Here is a 14,284-nt window from a genome sequence, read left to right as displayed (position 1 = left end):
TCGGAAGAGTCTCGGCGTCCACGGGAAACTAAGCCGTGCGTGGCGCGCTTCTTAGGAACCTATTCGCACGGGAGGTTTCGATGACCGCCATCCCCCGCAACATCCGCGCCGCCGCCGACGATGAGACGCCGCACTTCACCGCCAACCGACTGTTGGCGGCGCTGCGCCCCGACGCCCTGGCTGAATTGGCCCCCCATCTCACCCCCGTCAGCCTCGCCCTGGACGCCGTGCTGTTCGATTCCGGCGACGACGTCGAGACGACCTACCTGCCCTGCGGCCCGACCCAGGTTTCGCTGCTGGTGGTCACCGCCGATGGTCAGGAAATCGAGGCGGCCAGCGTCGGCCTGGAAGGCGCGATCGGCGGCGTCGTCAGCGCCGGCTATAAGCCGGCCTATGGTCGCGCCGTCGTGCGCACGCCGGGCCAGGCCTTCAGCATCCCGACCGAACGGCTGGAACAGATCAAGACGCGCGTCCCGGCTGTCGCTGACCTGTTCGATCGCTACGCCGACGTGATGATCGCCCAGATGATGCAACTGGTGGCGTGCAACGCCCTGCACCCGATCGAGCAGCGCGCCTGCCGTTGGCTGCTGTTCGCCCACGACCGTTCGGGCGACGAGCCGATCCGCCTGACCCAGGAGACCCTGGCCCATATGCTGGGCGTGCAGCGCACGACGATCAGCGCCGTGGCGCGGGCTCTACAGGACGCCCGGATAATCCACATCGGCCGGGGCCGGGTGGAGGTGCTGGATCGACGCGCTCTGGAGAAACGCGCCTGCGAATGCCACGACGCCGTCGAGGCGCATTTCCACCGGCTGTTGCCGAAGGTCGAGCTTTAGGTCCTGAACGACGCGGCCTTGGCCAAAGCCGTTTCAGCCTCAGCCATCAGTCGCGCTACGATCTCGGCGGCCGGCAAGACCTCGCGCACGCCGCCGGCGCTCTGGCCCATGGCGAAGCAGGACTTGTCGGCGTCCAGGCCGTCGATCTGCCCCCCGATGCCACCCATGGCGCCGTTGCGGATCGAGACCATGGCTTGCTGCGGGAAGGGCTGGATGTCGCCCGGACGCGACTCCCAGTCGTCGACATAGGGGTTCTTCTTCACCCGCATCGGCTTGCCCGAGTAGCAGCGGGTGCGGACGGTGTCTTCGTCAGCCGCCTCGACCACCGCCTGACGGTAGAGATCACCGGCGTGCGCCTCGTGCGACGCAATAAATCGCGTGCCCATCCAGACGCCCTGCGCGCCCAGGGCCAGCGCTGCGGCCAGCCCGCGTCCGTCGTGCAGTCCGCCCGCCGCGACGACCGGGATCTTCACCGCCTCGACCGCCTGGGCCACCAGCGGCAGGGTGCCGACAAGACCCGTGTGGCCGCCGCCCTCGCCGCCCTGACAGATGACGGCGTCGCAGCCGGCCTGTTCGGCCTTCACCGCATGCTTCACCGCCCCGCAGACGACCATCACCTTCAGACCAGCGGCCTTCAGGCGTTCGATGATCGGCATCGGCACGCCCAGGCCCGCGACGAAGGACGAGGCGCCCTCCTCGATGATGACCTCGACGGACGCAGTCAGCGCATCTGGCGTCGCCGCCAGCAGGTCGACGCCGAACGGCTTGTCGGTAAGGCTTTTGACCTCGCGCATCTGGGCGCGGATGAAGTCCGGACTGGTCCCGGCCATGCCCAGAACGCCATAGCCGCCCGCATTCGAGACCGCCGCCGCCAGGGGCGCGTAGGACACCCCGCCCATGCCGGCCAGCAGGATCGGATGCTCGATCTTCAGCAGATCACACAGCGGCGTGCGCAGGCCCATGGTCGTTTCTCCCCGTGTTTCCCAGAAGGATCAGGGGCGGGCGGACGTCTCACAAGCGTGCCGCGAGGTCAGTCGCGGTCGGGCGCGCCTAGTGGGAAGAAATGCCGATAGGGTCGCCCCTCCTCGACACAGCGGCTGACCGAGGGCCGCGCCAGTAGACGCGCGCGATAGGCCCGGACCTTCGGGAAGGCCTCGCCGATCGGCCGCACCCAGTCGGCATAGAACAGCGACGCCGCCGCCGCGCAGTCGGCCATCGTGAAATCCTCGCCCGCCGCCCAGGGGCCGTCGAGATGCGCTTCAAGCCATTGATAGGCGTTGTCGAGGGCGACGGCCGCCTCAGCCATCGCCTCCGGACGGCCGCCGTCCGGCCGGAGCGACTCGAACACCGGGACCTGCATCGGCGTCATCACGTAGTTGTCGAAGAACCGGTCCAGGAACCGCACCGTCAGCGCCGCCTTTGGATCGTCCGGCAACAGCTTCACCGGGCCGGGATGAAACAGCTGCAGGTGCTCGATGATGATGCTGGACTCCACCACCGTGACGCCGTCGTCGACGACCACAGGAAAGCGCCCCAGCGGCCACAGCGCCTGGCGCTCCTCCATGGCGGCGGGATCCTCGGGACCCAGCAGGCGATAGGTGAATGGGACGGCGTTCTCATAGAACGCGATCTGCACCTTCTGGCAGTAAGACGAGAAGGGATGGGCGTAGAGCGACAGGGTCACGGACGGCCTCAATCTGATTGCATTTTGCAAGCGGTTGCCATCTAGCCACACCGATCCTACATCGCAAGCGGTTTTGGATGCGATGATGTCGATCACCCTGCGGTCGGGCTGCCCGATCAACCTGACGCTGGAACTGCTGGGCGATCGCTGGAGCCTGATCGTCCTGCGCGACGTGATGTTCGGCGGCCGCCGGCACTATCGCGAGCTCTTGAGCCAGTCGGAGGAAGGCATCGCCTCGAACGTCCTGGCCGACCGCCTCAAGCGTCTGGTGGCCAACGGCCTGCTGTCGCGGGTCGACGATCCCAGCCACAAGCAAAAAGCGGTCTACAGCCTGACCGAGCCATCGATCCAGCTCGTGCCGCTGATGGCGCAGATGGGGGCCTGGGGCCGGCGGCATACGCAGACCACGCCAGCGCTGGCGATCCGCGCCGAGCTTCTGGAGGCGGGCGGGCCCGAGATGTGGGCGGCGTTCATGGATGAGCTTCGAGCCATCCATCTGGGCGCATCACCACCATCCAGGCGGGTGAGCGCAGAATTGCGGGCCGCGTTCGAGCGGGTGTCGGCGGCTTCAGCCGGGACGTGAGCGGCCTCTAGTCGCGGCGGGCGAGCTCGGTTTCCAGGTCCGCGCCATGCGTCCAGAAACAGGCCAGCATGCTGGTGACGGCCAGGGCCAGCATCAACAGGAAGCCGCGCGGGGGGGACAGACTGACAACGTCTTGGGGCGTCATCTCTCTCGTTTCCTCGTCGGCGCCCGGATCTTTTCGCCCAGGCTGCCGTGAAACGAAGCTTCACACTGACGGGCCGCGCGCGCAACCCCCTGTTTTACATCAAGTTTTAATGGACACCTGAGTCCAGAAATCCATCCGTCAGAAGATCGAATAGCCGCCGTCGATCACAAGGGTCGTGCCCGAGTGGTAGCTGGACGCGTCCGAGGCCAGATAGACGGCCATGCCGCCGAAGTCCTCGGGCTCGCCCCAGCGGCGGGCGGGAACGCGCGGGATGACCTTCTCGGCGAAGGCCGAGTTGGCCTGGGCGCCGGCGGTCATGTCGGTGGCGATCCAGCCGGGCAGGATGGCGTTGGCGCGCACGCCGTACCGGGCGTGCTCGACAGCGACCGACTTGATCATCGAGATCACCGCGCCCTTGGTGGCGGCGTAGGCCTCGTTGCGGGCCGCGCCCTCGATGGCCGCCAGCGAGGCGACGCCGACCAGCGAGCCGCCCGGATCGCCGGCCTTGGCGCGCTCGACCATGTGGCGGCAGGCCTCGCGGAGGGTGAAGAACACCCCGTCCAGATTGACCGCCAGAACCTTGCGATAGACCTCGGTGCTCATGTCCACAAACGAGGGCGAGCCGTAGCCGATGCCGGCGTTGGCGAAAACGCTGTCGACGCGCCCCATGGCGGCGACGGCCTCTTCCATGCCCTCGCGGACCTGGGCCTCGTTGGAGACGTCGACGGTCTGGGCCTTCACCCGCACGCCCAGCGCGGTCAGTTCGCCCTCGGCGGCCAGGTTGCGCTCAGGGTTGGAGCCCCAGATGACGATGTCGGCCCCGGCCTGGGCCATGGCCTTGGCCATCCCAAGTCCGATGCCTCGGTTGCCCCCGGTGACCAGGGCGACCTTTCCCGACAGGTTGAACGGCGCATAGGCCATGGCGAACCCTCCCTCATTCTTCTTGAAACGCTTGTTTGAAGGAGAAGGGGTCGGGGGCCGAAGGTCAAGAGCCCCAGAAGTGGAAGGTTCGCCAACCGTCGCCGATCGCTGGACGCGAAACGCCCAAGAGGTCGGTGATCGTCAGGGCCGCGGCGAAGATGAACTCACTCACCCCTGGAACCCAGAAGATCAGCGCGAACAGGATCAGGAAGCCGACACGCTCGACCTTGATCATGCGGGCCTGGACGCCTTCGGGCAGGAACGGCCGGATCACGCCGTAGCCGTCCAGCCCCGGCGCCGGCAGCAGGTTCAACACCAGCGCGCTGGCCTGCAGCATGGCCAGCAGCGACAGGGCGTTGAACAGCGGCGGGCTGGCGGCCGCCAACGGCAGGCTAACGGCGATGACCACCAGCACCACCAGCGTCCCCAGCGGTCCGGCCAGCGAGGCCAGCGACCGCCAGCCGCGCGAGCGCATCAGGTCTTCGCGCAGATAGACCGCCCCGCCCGGAAAGCCGATGCCGCCCAGGGCGAGGGCGACCAGCGGGATGATGATCGTCGTGAAGAGGTCGGAATATTTCAGCGGATCGAGGGTCAGATAGCCCTTCTCCACGATCGTGGTGTCGCCGGCCTTGTAGGCGGTGAAGGCGTGGCCGAACTCGTGGATGCCGACACTCAGCACCCAGGCGGCGACCACGAAGGCGAAGGTGACGATCCCCAGCGGCTCGACCCCGCTGGCCACCGCCCAGCCGAGGCCGACGACGGCGGCGATCAGGATCAGGGCGTTGGGGCTGATCGGCGTCTGGGGCCGGGCGGGGGCTTCGATGAGGCTCATAGCCTGAGATGTCGGAGACCTTGACCGGGAGCGCAAGCGGAGACTGGGGTGTGCTTGGGGAGTAAAGGACGCACTGAGATCAGATCCCGACCTCCCCGGCGAATGCCGGGGCCCAGATTCAGCCTGAGCAGCTGGGGTGTTCGCGCCATGGCTCCGCGCTGACCGAATAGGCGTCAATGGGTTCGATCTGGACCCCGGCATTCGCCGGGGAGGTCGGATTTATGGAAGTATTCTAGAGACGGCTTTCCACCCCACAGAGACGTTGCCAACGTCTGCTTGCGGGCCAAATGCTCGCGCCAAGGGGCAAGCCCCGCCCCTAGCCCCCAAACCGCTCAAACGCTTCAGCGATCACCCGCCGGGTTTCTTCCCATTCGACCAGGGCCATGGCCTCCTCGCGGGAGACAAACCGGGCCTCGGCGGCGTCATCGCCGGCCATAGGCTCGCCGCCGGTCCAGCGGGCGGCGTAGTCGATCAGCACATAGTGGCGGGTGATTTCCCCGCCCGGCCGCGCCGGAAACACCCCGTCGATCACGTCGATCAGGCCCAGCAGCTCAGCATCGACGCCGGTCTCTTCCTTGAGCTCGCGCAGCGCCGCGTCCTGCAAGGTCTCGCCCCACTCGAGGCGACCGCCGGGCACGCTCCACTGTCCGAGGCGGGGCGGGGTTCCCCGTTTGATCAGCAGGACTTCCTCGCCCCGGAGACAGACGACACCGACAGTAGGAACAGGATGGCTCATACCCAAGCTCTAGGGGAAGCCGACCTTCAGATCGACACTCGACTTCACTCCCACGCAATCGCCGCAATCATCCAGCCAAGCCTGGGCTGCCGCCCGACCGCGATCCTTCAGATCGGTCAGGAAGCTCCATTCGGTGTTGAACTTGGTCGACAGCGACAGGTCCGCCAGCGGTTTGTCGGCGGTGATGGCGTGGACCAGCATCCGGCGGTAGCGGCCCCGGGCGTTGTCCTTCAGAAGGCCTTCGTCCAGCAGCTTCTGCACGAAGCCGATGGCCCGCAGCTCCGAGGCCAGCGAGGCGTTGAAGGTGATCTCGTTCAGCCGGTCCATGATCTCGCCGGGCGACTTCGGGGTCTCCTCACGGACGAACGGATTGAGGGTGACGATCAGGATGTCGTCGGGCGTGTCGTCGTAGAACAGCGGCCACAGCGGCGGATTGGCCAGGAAGCCGCCGTCCCAATAGGCCTCGCCATCGATCTCGACCGCCTGGAACAGTTGCGGCAGGCAGGCGCTGGCCATGATGTGGCGCGAGGTGAGCTCGGTCTCGCGGAAGACCTTCGACTTGCTGGTCCGGATCTGGGTGGCCGAGATGTACAGCTTGATCGGGCTCTCGCCCCGGATGCGGCTGAAGGCGACCTCGCTCTCCAACACGTCATGCAACGGGTTGAGGTTGAACGGATTGAATTCATAGGGGCTGAGCGAAAGGGCCAGGGTCTCGGCCATCCGCCACCCGGGGGTGTTCTTGAGCCAGTCGACGCCGCCGCCGAACGCATTGGTCCAGATGCTGGTGTCGCCGAAGACGTTGCGGCCGCCGGCCCGGTTCACATTGCGCCAGAACGACTCAAGGCGCGCCCGCGCCCCCGCGCGGCCTTCGTCGATCAGCCCCTGGGCCAGGCAGACCGCGTTCATCGCCCCGGCCGAGGCGGCGGTGACGGCGCGGATCTCCAGATCGTCTTCCTCGAGCAGGCGGTCCAGCACGCCCCACTCGAAGGCGCCGTGCGCGCCGCCGCCTTGCAGCGCGAGACTTAGGCCCTTCGGACCCGGGGGCTTCTTTTTGAACGGTGGAATCGGCATGCGACCTCTCGAAGGACCGGCCCCCGATCAGTAACGCTTCCCCCCAGCGCTTGGCGCCCGAAAAACGGGACTATTGGGCGACCCAGCCGCCGTCGACCTGATAGGCCGCGCCGTTGGCCGACGCGCCCAGGTCCGAGACCAAGTACAGCAGCAGGCCGTTCAGCTGGTCGAAGGTGACGAACTGCTTGGTCGGCTGGCTGGCCAGGATCACGTCCTTCATCACCGCCTCTTCGGAGATGCCGCGCGCCTTGGCCTGGTCGGCGATCTGGGCCTCGACCAGCGGGGTCTTCACGAAACCAGGGCAGATGGCGTTGCAGGTGATGCCGTGCGTGGCGACCTCAAGGGCGACGGTCTTGGTCAGGCCCATGATCCCGTGCTTGGCGGCGACATAGGCGGACTTGAACGGCGAGGCCACCAGGCCGTGCGCCGAGGCCACGTTGACGATCCGGCCCCGCCCCTGCTCCTTCATGATCGGCACGGCCGCCTTGGTGGCGTGGAAGGCCGAGGACAGGTTCACGGCGATGATCAGGTCCCACTTGTCGTCCGGGAAGTCCTCGACCGGGGCCACGTGCTGGACGCCGGCGTTGTTCACGAGGATGTCCAGCTCGCCGAACTCGGCCTTGGCCGCGCGGACCATGTCGGCGATCTCGATGGGCCTCGTCATGTCGGCGCCGTGGTAGAGCACCTCGACGCCGTGCGCCTCGGCCATCTCGGCGCGGGCGCGCTCAATGGCGTTCATTTCACCAAGACCGTTCATGACGATGTTGCAGCCTTGAGCCGCGAGCGCGTCGGCCATGGCGTGGCCGATGCCGCTGGTCGAGCCGGTGACGATGGCGACCTGCCCCTGCAAACCGAAATCGACGGCCATTCACGCGCTCCCTCAAGTGCTGCGGTGCAGCATATAGCTCGCCCTTGCGAAGGGCGAGCGCTTATAAATTCATCGATAGATGAATTCAGGGCTGCGGGCGAGTGAAAACCCAATCCGCATCGGTCGAAAGCGAAGGCTGGAAACGGTAGCCGTCCAGGTCGAAGCCCTTGAGGCCTTCAGCCTGGTCGATGCGGTTGTCGATGATGTAGCGCGCCATCCGGCCGCGCGCCTTCTTGGCGAAGAAGCCCAGGACACGCAGCTCGCCGCCCTTCTCTTCCTTGAAGTGGCAAGTGACGACGGGAAGCTTCAGGGCCTTGGCGTCGACGGCGCCGAAATACTCCTGGCTGGCAAGGTTCACCAGAGTCGGGTCGGCGTGGCCCTCGGCAGCCTGGTTCAGCGTCTTGGAGATCGTTTCGCCCCAGAAATCGTAGAGATTGGCGCCCTTCTTGGTCTTCAGGCGCGTGCCCATTTCAAGGCGGTATGGCTGCAGGGCGTCGAACGGGCGCAAGACGCCATACAAGCCCGACAGGATCCGCAGGTGGTCCTGCGCCCACTCCAGGGCCGGGCGGTCCAGCTCACGCGCGTTCAGGCCCGCATAGACGTCGCCATTGAAGGCGATCACGGCCTGCAGGCCGTCCTCGACCTGCGGATCAAAGGCCTGGAAGCGCTCGCGGTTCAGCTTGGCCAGGGCGTCGGAGATATGCATCAGCCGCTTCAGATCCGCCGCCGTCAGCTTGCGAGTCACCTTGGCCAGCTCGGCGATCTGAGGCTTCAGCTCAGGCGTCGTGAGCGGAAGCACCGTCTGGGGCGCGGTGAAGTCCAGCGACTTGGCGGGCGAGATGACCATCAACATGGCCGGGGAGATAGAGGCTTAGGCGTCCCGGCGCTAGGTCCGCCTCACGCTTCGGCGTCGACCTGGGCGCGCATGTCCTGATAGGCGGCCACCATGAGCGCCTGCAATGCATCCTCGTCGAGCGGCGCGCCCCAGCGAACCTTGACGTGCCGCATCCGCTTGCCCGAGCCTTCCAACAAGCCAGCCGGATCGTCCAGCAACGCGCCCCTGTAGAATCCGATGTTCATATGGGCGGTGAAGGCGTCGAGATAGGCGAATGCGGCGTCATCGACGCAGGCGGTCGGATGACCGTCGTGCAGAAGCTCCCGGACATCCTCGCCCAGGCTCCGCAGCCGCGCGAACCAGTACTCGGCCACACGGCGCGTTGGCGCGTCGCTCGAGAACCAGGCCTCCACCTCGGGATGATAGCGGACCGCGCTGGAGAAACGGAAGAGATCGCTCACGAGGCCAGAGTGACTCACGCTGCGCCCTTGGTCGAGTCAGCTTACTTTCCATGATGGAAAGTTTTTACTTGCCAATATGGAAAGCGGGCGTCATGAGTTTCCATATTGGAAAGCGAGGAGGTCACCATGACCCGCGACGAAGACGCCCTGCGCATGCTGGCTGAACTTGAGGCCGCCAACGCCGACCTGACCAAGCGCGTCAGAGCGCCGGTCTGGTACCACCCGGCCCTCGGACTGCTGATGGGCGGGCTTTGCGCCGTCCAGGCCGCGCCGGTTCCGGGCATGTACGCCTACTACGCCGTGTTCATCGCCGGTCTGATCCTGCTGGTTCGCGCCTACATCAAGCACACCGGGCTTTGGGTCAGCGGCTATCGCGCCGGACGGACCCGCTGGGTGGCCGTAGGACTGGCGACGATCACGACGGGCCTGATGCTGCTGTCGGCCTGGCTGTTTCACACCCGCAAGGAAACGCTGGCGCCATTCGTGTTCACCGCGCTGATCGCGGTGATCGTGACGATCGGCGGCTTTGTCTGGGAGGCCGCCTTCCGCGCCGACCTTCGCGACGGCGGCCGCCCGTGAGCGCCGCGCTTGATCCAGTGATCCACGCCCCCAACCGCCTGCAGATGTGCTGCATGCTGGCGGCGGTGGACACCATCGACTTCGCCACGGTCCGCGAAGCGCTCGACGTCTCGGAGTCGGTGCTCAGCAAGCACGTGAAGACCCTGGAAGAGGCGGGCTATGTCAGAATCAAGAAGGCCGCATCCGACGGCCGACAGCGGACCTGGTTGTCGCTGACCAGCGAAGGGCGGAAGGCGCTGAAGGAGCACCTGGCCGCGCTGAAGGCGATGATGGCGGGCGTGCCAGAAGGCTAGAACAGCACCCGGGGGTTCATGATCCGCTGAGGATCCAGCGCCCCCCGGATCGCCCGCAAGGCCGCGACCTCGATCGGGTCCTTGTAGATCAGGGCCTCTCCCGTCTTCATCGCGCCCAAGCCGTGCTCCGCGCTGATCGAGCCGCTGAAGCCGGCGGTGATATCGTGGACGATCTTGGCGCCGACCTCCCGCTGGGCCTCGTGGGCGTCGCCGTCGCCGCCAACGGGCTGCAAGACGTCGTAGTGGACATTGCCGTCGCCGACATGGCCGAAGGCGACGATGCGGGTTCCGGGGAAACGCTTCTCGATCGCGGCGTTGGCCTGGTCGATGAAGTCGGGGATCTTCGAGACCGGCACCGAGACGTCGTGCTTCCACACCGCGCCTTCCGGCTTCTGACCGGCGGAGTGGCCCTCGCGGATGTGCCAGAAGGCCTTCATCTGCGTCTCGGTCTGCGCCACCGCCGCGTCGGCGATCAGGCCGCGCTCCAGGGCGCCGGCCAGCAGGCGCTCCAGCGCCGCCTCGGCCGCGCCCGGTTCGCCGCTGGCGATCTCGATGAGCACGTACCAGGGGTGCGCCTCGGGCAGCGGGTCGCGCAGGCCCGGCACGTTGCGGACGGTCAGCTCAAAGCCCAGCCGGCCCATCAGCTCGAAGGCTTCGACCGCGCCGCCGGTCTCGTCCTTGGCCCGCGCCAGAAGCTGGATGGCGTCACCCGGCGAGGCCAGACCCACGATCGCCACGGCTCGCGAGGCCAGCGGCGCGTGCAGCTTCAGGCTGGCGGCGGTGACGATCCCCAGCGTTCCCTCCGCGCCGATCAACAGCTGCTTGAGGTCATAGCCGGTGTTGTCCTTGCGCAGGCGCTTGAGGCCGTTCCAGATCTCGCCATTAGGCAGCACCGCCTCGATGCCCAGCACCTGCTCGCGCATCATGCCATAGCGCAGAACCGCCGTGCCGCCAGCGTTGGTCGAGATCAGGCCGCCGATCGTGCAGGAACCTTCCGAGGCCACCCCCACGGTGAAGCGCCGCCCGACCTTGGCGGCCTGCTGATGAGCTTCGTAGAGGGTGACGCCCGCCTCCAGCACCATGGCGTCGTCGATCGGATCGACGTCGCGGATCGCCGTCAGCTTCTGGGTCGACAGCAGAATCTCGCCGCGCGGGATCTGGCCGGCCACAAGGCCAGTGTTGCCGCCCTGGGGGGTGATCGCCACGCCCTCGGCCGCGCAGATCCCGACCACGGCGGCGACCTCGGCAGTCGTACGCGGCGTGACCAGCAGCGGCGTCTGCCCCTGCCAGCGACCGCGCCACTCCACGAGCTTCGGCGCGATCACGTCCGGATCCTGGCTCCACCCGCCCTCGCCGAGCACGGCTTTCAGACGGGACACGACATCGGCGGGAACGGGCTTGGTCATAAGGAGATCATACGCCTCTGCGTCTAACCGACATAGCCCGCCGCGCGACGCAGGCGGTCGTTGATCGCTTCGCCCAGCCCCTCTTCGGGGATCGGCGCGACCGCGATGGCGCTGGGCCGGATGCGGTCGGCGGCTCGCAGGAAGGCGAACAGGTTGGCGGCGGCCTCGGCGAGGTCTCCGGTCGGGCTCAGATTGAACACCTGCGGGCTCGGCGTCCACGGTCCGAACGCCAGATAGGCCTCGCCCGCTTCCGGGGTCTTGACGTTGATCCGCACCGGAGCGTCGGGCGCATAGTGCAGGGCCAGCCGTCCCGGGGAGCGCTTGGCGTCGTCCTCGGCTTCGGCCAGACGGCCGACGATCTGCTGCAACTGCACCCGCGTGACCGCTCCAGGACGCAGCAGGCGAACCTCGCCGTCCAGCACCGAGACGACTGTCGATTCCAGACCGACCGCGCAAGGCCCGCCGTCAAGGCTGGCGGCAACCTTGTCGCCGGTCTCGGCCATGGCGTCGGCATAGGTGGTGGGGCTGGGTCGCCCCGAGCGATTGGCCGACGGCGCGACGACGGGCCCGCCGAAGGCGGCGAGTACGGCGCGCGAGAGAGGATGCCCCGGCACACGGATCGCCACCGTGTCGAGACCCGCCCGCGCAAGGTCGCACACGGCCTCGGCGTCGCGGATCGGGGCCACGATGGTCAGGGGGCCGGGCCAGAACTCACGGGCCAGCGCATAGGCGCGATCGTCGAAGGCGGCGATCTGCGCGGCGGTCTTCAGGTCTGCGACGTGGGCGATCAGCGGGTTGAAGCGCGGCCGTCCCTTGGCCTCGAAGATCGCGGCCACGGCGGCGGGATCGGCGGCATTGGCGCCCAGGCCATAGACGGTCTCGGTTGGCAGGATCACCAGCCCGCCAGCGCGCAACGCCTCGGCGGCGGCGTCTACTTCCGCTTGGCGGTCAGCTTGAAGCTGACCGTCACCTGCGCCGCGATCTCGTCCGTCGAAGCCCATTCGCCCTGTCCCACCCCGAACGTCGTCCGGTCGAGGGTCGTTACACCGCTGGCGGTCGCCGTGTCGCCATCGATCTTCAGCGAGAACGGCAGGCTGAGCGGCTTTTTCACGCCGCGCAGGTCCAGCGTCCCGTCAGCGACATACTTGCCATCGCCGGTCTTGCGGAACTTGGTCGCGGTGAAGACGGCCTTGGGGTGGTCGGCGGTGTCGAGGAAGTCCTCGCCCGTCAGGCTGGCGTCGCGCTGGGCGTCGCCGGTCTCGGCCGAAGCCAGGTCGACGCCGACCACGACCTTCGAGCGATCCAGCGCCTCAGGCGAGAACTGGATGTCGGCGGTCCAGCGCTGGAAGCGCCCCTCGATGGACGCGCCCGACCAGGAGGCGGTGAAGCCGAGCGCGGCGCCCTTCTGGACGGTCCAGGCGACCGGATCCTTGAGGTCGCTGACGGGCGGCGCGGCGACGGCCTCCGGCGCGGGAGCCTGGCCCGCAGGCGGCGCAGGCGCTGCGGCCGGCTCCGCAGCCGGGGTCGTTTCGACAGGCGCGGGCGGCGGCGCGGAGGGCGCGGTGTTCGGCGCATAGAGATAACCGGCGGCCACGACCGCCGCGAAGCCGGCGGCGGCCAGCCACAGGCGCGGCTCCTTCCAGCCGGGCTTGGCGCCTGGGGCCATGTTCTGGAACACCGCGTCCTTGTCGAGGATCTGGTGCTTGGCCACCGCGCCCAGGTGCAGCAGCAGAAGCAGGTAGGTGGTCTTGACCAGCACCCCGTGACCGATCTCGCCGATCTCGTGCCACAGGTGCTTGGGGCCGGCGGCCAGGTCGGGCAGCAGCGGGAGATGCGGCCAGGGGATCGCGCCGAACAGAATCGTCGGCAGGTTCGTCCGGCTGGTTGAGACCAGGATCCAGCCCGTCAGCGGCAGGCCGATCATGATCACGTAGAAGCCGACATGGACCACCTTGGAGGCGATCTGCTCCCAGCCGGGCTGACCGGCCGGCGCGGGCGGGGCCGGATTGACCCACCGCCAGCCCAGACGCGCCAGACTGAGCAGCAGGATCGTGATCCCGATCGACTTATGCAGTTGCATCATGGCGAAGGTCGCGGGCCCCTTGGGCCCGTCCCCTGCCCGCCAGCCCAGGATGATCTGGAAGATGATGGCCGCGGCGATCAGCCAATGCAGCACGATCGCCACCGTCGTGTAGCGCGTCCGGTTCTCGGCCATGCGACTCTCCCAGATCCCTTGGTGAGCTTGAGCTTACTTCTTGTCGAACTCGACTTCGATGCTCAGCGCAACCTCGTCGCCGACCAGCGGCACATATTTGCTCACGCCGAAGTCCGAGCGCTTGATCGTGGTCGAGGCCGAGAAGCCGGTCTTGACGCTGCCCGGCGCGAAGCCCGAGCCGACGCCGTTGAAGGTGACGTCCAGCACGATCGGCTTGGTCACGCCGTGCAGGGTGAAGTCACCGTAGACCTTGCCAGTCTGGCCCGCGCCCGGCTCGACCTTGGTCGAGACGAAAGTGGCGGTCGGGAACTTGTTGGCCTCCAGCCAACCGTCGCCGGCTAGTTCCTTGTTGAACTTCAGGCCGAACGCGTCGGCGCCGGTCGAGGTGTCGATCGAGGCCGGATCAACGGTCACCGTGATCTTGGCGTCCTGCGGAGCCTTGGGGTCGTAGGTGAACTCGGCGTCCACCTTGGTGAAGCGGAACTGGTAGTTCGAGAAGCCCATGTGCTTGATCTTGCCCACCACCGAGGCGTGGGTCTTGTCGAGAACATAGCGGCCGGCCGGCAGGTCGGCGGGCTTGGTCGAGCTGACGCCGGGCGCAGCCAGGGCGGCAGGAGCGGTCAGCAGGGCGACGGCGACGGCGCCGTAGGCGACCTTGGACAGGGAGAAATGACGGGACATCGGGGAGGCGCTCCAGATGGAATTAAAACAGCGCTAGTTGCAGTTCCCCGATTTAGGAACTCCAGCACAGCTTTGAAGGCCGCCGCGTTCACGAGCGCGTGATAATCGCACATCCGATTGTCGAGCCCTGAGGCGCCG

The 14,284-nt window shown here is 67.3% G+C and carries 17 protein-coding genes and 2 pseudogenes; 4 read left to right on the top strand and 15 right to left on the bottom strand.

Going from position 1 to position 14,284, the window contains the following annotated elements; genetic code table 11:
* The first annotated feature begins 80 nt into the window (after positions 1–80).
* Positions 81–836: a Crp/Fnr family transcriptional regulator gene (locus tag ACT53N_RS11460; protein WP_476064015.1), complete on the top strand. Its 756-nt coding sequence runs from the start codon at positions 81–83 to the stop codon at positions 834–836.
* Here ACT53N_RS11460 and ACT53N_RS11455 read toward each other — a convergent pair.
* Together ACT53N_RS11455 and ACT53N_RS11450 are read right to left on the bottom strand one after the other, a co-directional pair.
* Positions 833–1,798, bottom strand: coding sequence for an NAD(P)H-dependent flavin oxidoreductase (locus tag ACT53N_RS11455; protein WP_476064014.1), 966 nt, complete (start codon positions 1,796–1,798; stop codon positions 833–835). The genes ACT53N_RS11460 and ACT53N_RS11455 overlap by 4 nt on opposite strands.
* Positions 1,799–1,866: 68 nt before the next feature.
* Positions 1,867–2,520 (bottom strand): glutathione S-transferase family protein, encoded by a 654-nt coding sequence (locus ACT53N_RS11450; RefSeq protein WP_476064013.1) that lies wholly within the window; start codon positions 2,518–2,520, stop codon positions 1,867–1,869.
* 85 nt (positions 2,521–2,605) lie between these two features.
* Between ACT53N_RS11450 and ACT53N_RS11445 the strand changes: the two genes are divergently transcribed.
* A complete protein-coding gene (locus ACT53N_RS11445; protein WP_476064012.1) occupies positions 2,606–3,103 on the top strand; it encodes a winged helix-turn-helix transcriptional regulator in 498 nt (165 codons plus the stop codon).
* Positions 3,104–3,110: 7 nt separating this feature from the next.
* On the opposite strand, the pseudogene ACT53N_RS11440 reads toward ACT53N_RS11445, so the two are convergent.
* The 9 genes and pseudogenes from ACT53N_RS11440 to ACT53N_RS11400 form a co-directional block, all read right to left on the bottom strand.
* Positions 3,111–3,333: pseudogene (locus ACT53N_RS11440) on the bottom strand (hypothetical protein).
* Between the two features lie 53 nt (positions 3,334–3,386).
* On the bottom strand, positions 3,387–4,169 hold the full coding sequence (locus ACT53N_RS11435; RefSeq protein WP_310215725.1) for an SDR family NAD(P)-dependent oxidoreductase: 783 nt from the start codon (positions 4,167–4,169) through the stop codon (positions 3,387–3,389).
* A 64-nt stretch (positions 4,170–4,233) separates the two neighbouring features.
* A complete protein-coding gene (locus tag ACT53N_RS11430; RefSeq protein ID WP_476064232.1) occupies positions 4,234–5,001 on the bottom strand; it encodes a site-2 protease family protein in 768 nt (255 codons plus the stop codon).
* 84 nt (positions 5,002–5,085) lie between these two features.
* Positions 5,086–5,202, bottom strand: a pseudogene (locus ACT53N_RS11425) (hypothetical protein); the annotation flags it as partial.
* 115 nt (positions 5,203–5,317) lie between these two features.
* The gene (locus tag ACT53N_RS11420; protein WP_476064011.1) at positions 5,318–5,737 is read right to left on the bottom strand and encodes an NUDIX hydrolase; all 420 of its coding nucleotides are present in this window, start codon (positions 5,735–5,737) and stop codon (positions 5,318–5,320) included.
* Between the two features lie 9 nt (positions 5,738–5,746).
* Positions 5,747–6,808: a patatin-like phospholipase family protein gene (locus ACT53N_RS11415; RefSeq protein ID WP_476064010.1), complete on the bottom strand. Its 1,062-nt coding sequence runs from the start codon at positions 6,806–6,808 to the stop codon at positions 5,747–5,749.
* A gap of 70 nt (positions 6,809–6,878) precedes the next feature.
* The gene (locus tag ACT53N_RS11410; protein WP_476064009.1) at positions 6,879–7,676 is read right to left on the bottom strand and encodes a 3-hydroxybutyrate dehydrogenase; all 798 of its coding nucleotides are present in this window, start codon (positions 7,674–7,676) and stop codon (positions 6,879–6,881) included.
* An 85-nt stretch (positions 7,677–7,761) separates the two neighbouring features.
* Positions 7,762–8,529, bottom strand: coding sequence for a peroxide stress protein YaaA (yaaA, locus tag ACT53N_RS11405; protein ID WP_476064008.1), 768 nt, complete (start codon positions 8,527–8,529; stop codon positions 7,762–7,764).
* Between the two features lie 44 nt (positions 8,530–8,573).
* Positions 8,574–8,972: a DUF1801 domain-containing protein gene (locus tag ACT53N_RS11400; RefSeq protein ID WP_476064007.1), complete on the bottom strand. Its 399-nt coding sequence runs from the start codon at positions 8,970–8,972 to the stop codon at positions 8,574–8,576.
* 126 nt (positions 8,973–9,098) lie between these two features.
* Here ACT53N_RS11400 and ACT53N_RS11395 point away from each other — a divergent pair, with 126 nt between their 5' ends.
* Together ACT53N_RS11395 and ACT53N_RS11390 are read left to right on the top strand one after the other, a co-directional pair.
* Complete coding sequence (locus ACT53N_RS11395) at positions 9,099–9,551, top strand: hypothetical protein (protein WP_476064006.1); 453 nt, start codon at positions 9,099–9,101, stop codon at positions 9,549–9,551.
* The gene (locus ACT53N_RS11390; protein WP_476064005.1) at positions 9,548–9,844 is read left to right on the top strand and encodes a transcriptional regulator; all 297 of its coding nucleotides are present in this window, start codon (positions 9,548–9,550) and stop codon (positions 9,842–9,844) included. The genes ACT53N_RS11395 and ACT53N_RS11390 overlap by 4 nt, the downstream gene beginning before the upstream one ends.
* Here the strand turns inward: ACT53N_RS11390 and ACT53N_RS11385 are convergent.
* From ACT53N_RS11385 to ACT53N_RS11370, 4 genes are read right to left on the bottom strand one after another with little or no spacing between them, the layout of a single operon-like run.
* Positions 9,841–11,250, bottom strand: coding sequence for an FAD-binding oxidoreductase (locus tag ACT53N_RS11385; protein WP_476064004.1), 1,410 nt, complete (start codon positions 11,248–11,250; stop codon positions 9,841–9,843). The genes ACT53N_RS11390 and ACT53N_RS11385 overlap by 4 nt on opposite strands.
* Before the next feature lie 23 nt (positions 11,251–11,273).
* Positions 11,274–12,251: an L-threonylcarbamoyladenylate synthase gene (locus ACT53N_RS11380; RefSeq protein WP_476064003.1), complete on the bottom strand. Its 978-nt coding sequence runs from the start codon at positions 12,249–12,251 to the stop codon at positions 11,274–11,276.
* Complete coding sequence (locus ACT53N_RS11375) at positions 12,182–13,465, bottom strand: YceI family protein (RefSeq protein ID WP_476064002.1); 1,284 nt, start codon at positions 13,463–13,465, stop codon at positions 12,182–12,184. The genes ACT53N_RS11380 and ACT53N_RS11375 overlap by 70 nt, the downstream gene beginning before the upstream one ends.
* A 33-nt stretch (positions 13,466–13,498) precedes the next feature.
* Positions 13,499–14,146, bottom strand: a complete 648-nt coding sequence (locus tag ACT53N_RS11370) for a YceI family protein (protein ID WP_476064001.1) — start codon at positions 14,144–14,146, stop codon at positions 13,499–13,501.
* Positions 14,147–14,284: the final 138 nt, after the last annotated feature.

It is taken from the genome of Caulobacter sp. DMC95 (assembly GCF_056313785.1).
This window is presented reverse-complemented; position numbering and strand designations above follow the sequence as displayed.

Coding starts and splice junctions, on each gene's coding strand:
- ACT53N_RS11460 (WP_476064015.1), top strand. CDS start 81: ATGACCGCCATCCCCCGCAACATCCGCGCCGCCGCCGACGATGAGACG.
- ACT53N_RS11455 (WP_476064014.1), bottom strand. CDS start 1,798: ATGGGCCTGCGCACGCCGCTGTGTGATCTGCTGAAGATCGAGCATCCG.
- ACT53N_RS11445 (WP_476064012.1), top strand. CDS start 2,606: ATGTCGATCACCCTGCGGTCGGGCTGCCCGATCAACCTGACGCTGGAA.
- ACT53N_RS11435 (WP_310215725.1), bottom strand. CDS start 4,169: ATGGCCTATGCGCCGTTCAACCTGTCGGGAAAGGTCGCCCTGGTCACC.
- ACT53N_RS11430 (WP_476064232.1), bottom strand. CDS start 5,001: ATGAGCCTCATCGAAGCCCCCGCCCGGCCCCAGACGCCGATCAGCCCC.
- ACT53N_RS11420 (WP_476064011.1), bottom strand. CDS start 5,737: ATGAGCCATCCTGTTCCTACTGTCGGTGTCGTCTGTCTCCGGGGCGAG.
- ACT53N_RS11415 (WP_476064010.1), bottom strand. CDS start 6,808: ATGCCGATTCCACCGTTCAAAAAGAAGCCCCCGGGTCCGAAGGGCCTA.
- ACT53N_RS11410 (WP_476064009.1), bottom strand. CDS start 7,676: ATGGCCGTCGATTTCGGTTTGCAGGGGCAGGTCGCCATCGTCACCGGC.
- yaaA (WP_476064008.1), bottom strand. CDS start 8,529: ATGTTGATGGTCATCTCGCCCGCCAAGTCGCTGGACTTCACCGCGCCC.
- ACT53N_RS11395 (WP_476064006.1), top strand. CDS start 9,099: ATGACCCGCGACGAAGACGCCCTGCGCATGCTGGCTGAACTTGAGGCC.
- ACT53N_RS11385 (WP_476064004.1), bottom strand. CDS start 11,250: ATGACCAAGCCCGTTCCCGCCGATGTCGTGTCCCGTCTGAAAGCCGTG.
- ACT53N_RS11380 (WP_476064003.1), bottom strand. CDS start 12,251: ATGGGCTTCGACGGACGAGATCGCGGCGCAGGTGACGGTCAGCTTCAA.
- ACT53N_RS11375 (WP_476064002.1), bottom strand. CDS start 13,465: ATGGCCGAGAACCGGACGCGCTACACGACGGTGGCGATCGTGCTGCAT.
- ACT53N_RS11370 (WP_476064001.1), bottom strand. CDS start 14,146: ATGTCCCGTCATTTCTCCCTGTCCAAGGTCGCCTACGGCGCCGTCGCC.